The 3,314-nt window shown below is 42.6% G+C and carries 6 protein-coding genes and 1 tRNA gene; all 7 read left to right on the forward strand.

Annotated elements, in window-relative coordinates:
- The coding region (locus IH879_21740; protein ID MCH7677549.1) for a hypothetical protein at positions 1 to 330 on the forward strand (330 nt) is incomplete at its 5' end.
- 22 nt (positions 331 to 352) lie between these two features.
- Positions 353 to 1,537: a serine protease gene (locus IH879_21745; GenBank protein MCH7677550.1), complete on the forward strand. Its 1,185-nt coding sequence runs from the start codon at positions 353 to 355 to the stop codon at positions 1,535 to 1,537.
- A 113-nt stretch (positions 1,538 to 1,650) separates the two neighbouring features.
- Complete coding sequence (locus IH879_21750; protein ID MCH7677551.1) at positions 1,651 to 1,851, forward strand: hypothetical protein; 201 nt, start codon at positions 1,651 to 1,653, stop codon at positions 1,849 to 1,851.
- 18 nt (positions 1,852 to 1,869) lie between these two features.
- Positions 1,870 to 2,145, forward strand: a complete 276-nt coding sequence (locus tag IH879_21755) for a EutN/CcmL family microcompartment protein (protein MCH7677552.1) — start codon at positions 1,870 to 1,872, stop codon at positions 2,143 to 2,145.
- On the forward strand, positions 2,142 to 2,420 hold the full coding sequence (locus IH879_21760) for a EutN/CcmL family microcompartment protein (protein MCH7677553.1): 279 nt from the start codon (positions 2,142 to 2,144) through the stop codon (positions 2,418 to 2,420). Before IH879_21755 ends, IH879_21760 begins: the two co-directional genes overlap by 4 nt.
- A 15-nt stretch (positions 2,421 to 2,435) precedes the next feature.
- Complete coding sequence (locus IH879_21765) at positions 2,436 to 3,038, forward strand: XTP/dITP diphosphatase (protein ID MCH7677554.1); 603 nt, start codon at positions 2,436 to 2,438, stop codon at positions 3,036 to 3,038.
- Positions 3,039 to 3,082: 44 nt separating this feature from the next.
- Positions 3,083 to 3,159, forward strand: a tRNA-Pro gene (locus tag IH879_21770).
- Positions 3,160 to 3,314 lie beyond the last annotated feature (155 nt).

A 3,314-nucleotide genomic window follows, 5' to 3' on the forward strand; every position in this document is an offset into this window, starting at 1 on the left:
ATCAGGAAACCCGTTTATGCAGGTACAGGAGCTTTGGAATTTTTAGCTGCATTTTTTATTTTTAATTTATCAGATAAGCAACTAAATAATAACAGCGCACCTTTGAATGTTTCGTCGTCGGTTTCATCTTTCCAATTTTCTACAAATCAAACTAAACTGAGTCGTCAAAGCACCCCACAAAAAATTAATTATCCAATGGATAGGCTTGACATATCGGGCGGAACCTCTATTAGCTCAAGCAACTTAGAGAGGCAAACTTCGGCTCTTACGGATTCGGTAACAAAGATTGTCCCGGAAAGGCGTATTCAACCTGTCGGTGTTGAATTTTAATTATTTGTAATCTGCCTTAAAAGTGGTTACTCAAAAGATAAAACCGGTTATTCGTTCTTTTGTCTTTTCTCCACTCTTTTTGCTGTGCTATTTTTATCCTGCCAACGCACAGGAATTCCTTGAATCCCTCGAAAAAGATATAGCAAAGTTAATTGATTCAAGTAAAACATCAGTTGTCACGGTTGCTTCGCGATTTTCACACGAAATATCTCTCGAAACTGAAAGTGGAATTCTTTCATTTTTAAAATCCGAAGCCCCTAAACAATCTCTGTCTTACATTAACATAGGCAGCGGCATTGTTTTCGATGAATCGGGTCATATTTTAACCCGGAGCAGCATTGTCGCGGGCGCGGAATCGAATTTGGTTACATTTTCAAATGGCGTAGAATCTCCTGCGATTTTTGTCGGACATGATCCCGAAACCGGCTTTGCTGTGCTCAAAACTCAGACCGAATATTTAACCCCTGCCCGGCTGGGCGATTCTAATAATATTGTGCCTGGCGCATGGAATTTGATGATCGGCAACTCTTTGGGTGTTTATCCATCGGTGGTTTTTGGTTCGATCAATGGTATTAGAAATGATGGCATGATTCAAATATCCGCCAATTTAAACCCGGGCAATAACGGCAGCCCCATTCTTAATACAAAAGGCGAAGTCGTCGGATTGGTTGCAGGACAGATGAGCACCCGGGAGAATTTGACCGACCCATTTTTGGATCATGATTTTCACGCGACTATTTTAGCCTATCCGATTAATTGGATCAAAAAAATTGCCGAAGATATTATCCAACATGGATATGTGAGACATGGTTGGTTGGGTGTGATCGGCGAACCCGAAGGCTGGAAAGCTAAAATCAAAGAAATCAAAAAGAATAGTCCCGCTCAACAGGCCGGATTAGTTGAAGGCGATGTCGTTGTGAAATTTTCCGACAAAAATGTGAACAGTATTTCGGAGTTGGCTCGATTAGTGAAATATACTCCACCTGGCGAAACCGTTCCGGTTGAATATCTGCGGGGAGAGCAAACAATGTACTCCAATGTTAAAATTGGCGAGTGGCAGATTCACGATAAGAAACCCGAAGCCAGTCTGCCTGCTGCAAAAAATCTAACTTTAACAGAGCAAGAACGAAATCAATGGATATTAGGTAGAATCAATGAGCTTGAGAAAGAATTAAAACAGCTAAAAAAACTCGTTGAGACCCGTTGATATTTTTACAAAACCTTGAATATTGGAACCGCCTTAATAGGCGGTTTTTTATTGACTTTTATATATAATTTGCTAAATTTGACGCTTGGTTATTTGAAAAAATAGGAGATAACATGGCAAAAGATAGTAGTTTTGCAGCCAAAGTAGCGAAGGCAAGCGCTGAGCCAAGCGGCGATCACTGTCCGACCTGTGGCGAGCTGATAAGCATTGTGAAATTAGTGGCTTCTGAAAGATCTGCTACCCGGAACTCATGGAAGTTTAATGAAAAATTCGTAAAAGTTTGTAAATGTAATCACGCCGAAGTTTACGGTTAGACCTGATCGGAGAAAGATTTGATTCTCGCAAAAGTCATCGGCACGGTCTGGGCAACTCGCAAAGATGAAAAAATAACCGGCATGAAACTGCAAATTGTCCAACCGGTCGATTTAGACTACAAGCCTAAAAAAGACTTTTTTGTGGCGGTTGATTCTGTCGGCGCCGGGGTCGGCGAAATCGTTCTCGTTGTTCAAGGCAGCTCAGCCCGCCAGACGGAATTAACCGAGAATAAAGCCGTTGATGCGACCATTATGGCGATTGTCGATAAGTTGGATGCGGAGATGGAAAAATGAATTTGGCAAAGGTCATCGGCACAGTTTGGGCAACGGTTAAAGACGAGAATTTAGTCGGAGCCAAGATGCAAATCATCCAGCCTCTTGATCATAATGAAAAGAAGGTCGGCGATGCCATGGTGGCTGTTGACACAATTGGCGCAGGGCCGGGAGAGATAGTTTATTACACAACCGCCCGCGAAGCAACCATTCCGTATCCGACCCGAATTGCACCCATCGATGCTTCAATAGTGGGTATCGTGGACCGCATCGATATCTACCGGAAGAGCAATTGATTTGTTGAGTTCTTTGTGAATAATAAAATAGTTCTCGCGACCGGGAATCAGGACAAAGTAAAGGAAATTGTAGAAATATTAAAAAATCTTGATATTGAGTTGCTGACCCTGAAGGATTTTCCCGGAGTTCCGGGGGTCGTTGAAGATGGCAAAACCCTCGCAGAAAACGCGCTCAAAAAAGCCAGAATTATTTCCGGGTTTACTAAATTGCCTGCTGTTTCTGATGATACCGGACTCGAGGTTGATGCATTAAACGGAGCGCCCGGTGTATACTCCGGCAGATATTCGGGAGAGAATGCCACTTACGCCGATAATGTAAAAAAACTTCTGGGTGATTTGGAAAATGTGCCGCCGGAAAAGCGGCAAGCGCGTTTCCGATGTGCGGTGGCATACTACAGTGAAAACAGTACTCAAATCGTCGAAGGTGTTTGCGAAGGCGAGATTACGGACCAGCCACACGGAAACCAAGGCTTTGGCTATGACCCGGTTTTCTTTGTACCCGAATATGACTGTACCTTTGCTGAAATGGACTTGAATTTAAAAAACAAAATCAGCCATCGTGCAAAAGCATTTTTAAAATTAAGGAACTTGCTGGAAAAATCTGAGTTTAAATTTTAATTTTTTTTCTGATTTAGATGTTCGAATTTTGATTTCCCGGAATTCGGGGCGTAGCGCAGCCCGGTAGCGCATCTGCTTTGGGAGCAGAGGGTCGCTGGTTCAAATCCAGTCGCCCCGACCAATCCAACCCTCTGAGGATTCAAAGCCTCAGAGGGTTTTCTATTTTAAGCCCCCTCAAATGATACAAAATATTAACACCATAATTAGGCCTCTTCTGTTGTTTTTTAAAGATTTGTTTTTTACATTTCGCGGGTGAAAAGGCCGTTACGGAAATAT

This window comes from candidate division KSB1 bacterium (assembly GCA_022562085.1).
In the GTDB taxonomy this organism is placed as follows: domain Bacteria; phylum Zhuqueibacterota; class Zhuqueibacteria; order Oceanimicrobiales; family Oceanimicrobiaceae; genus Oceanimicrobium.